The 531-nt window shown below is 38.6% G+C and carries 1 protein-coding gene; it reads left to right on the top strand.

Annotation, left to right across the window (positions count from 1 at the left end; translation table 11 throughout):
• Positions 1–32: 32 nt before the first annotated feature.
• On the top strand, positions 33–531 hold a 499-nt coding region (locus EMN46_RS18890; protein WP_154202566.1), incomplete at its 3' end, for a TRAP transporter large permease subunit.

The raw sequence follows: 531 nt of genomic DNA, 5'->3' as shown, positions 1-531 counted from the left end.
TTTATTGTTGAACCAGCAGAAGAATTAAACTAATGGAATATATCGGAATTATAGTACTTATTGTATCGTTTTTATTCTTACTGATAGTCGGAGTTCCTATTGCCTACAGCATTGGAATCTCTGGAATATTAACCATGCTGGTAAGTATTGACTCTTTACCTGCATTTGCTACTTTTGCACAAAGAATGGCCACAGGATTAGATAGTTTTGCACTCTTAGCAATCCCCTTTTTCATACTCGCAGGAAATATAATGAACAGTGGAGGAATCGCCATTAGGCTAATTAATTTAGCTCGTGTTTTGGTGGGCAGATTGCCAGCAAGTTTGGCCTTTGTTAATGTCTTTGCCAATATGTTATTTGGCGCGATATCAGGTTCGGCAGCAGCTTCTGCATCTGCCATTGGAGCCATTATGGGACCCGAAATGAAAAAAGAAGGCTATGACGAAAGCTTTAGTGCTTCTGTTAATATCGCTTCGGCCACAACAGGTTTATCTATTCCTCCTAGTAATATTCTAATTGTATACTCATTAG

Origin of the sequence: Ancylomarina sp. 16SWW S1-10-2 (assembly GCF_009669305.1) — a bacterium.
Lineage (GTDB): Bacteria > Bacteroidota > Bacteroidia > Bacteroidales > Marinifilaceae > Ancylomarina.
This window is presented reverse-complemented; position numbering and strand designations above follow the sequence as displayed.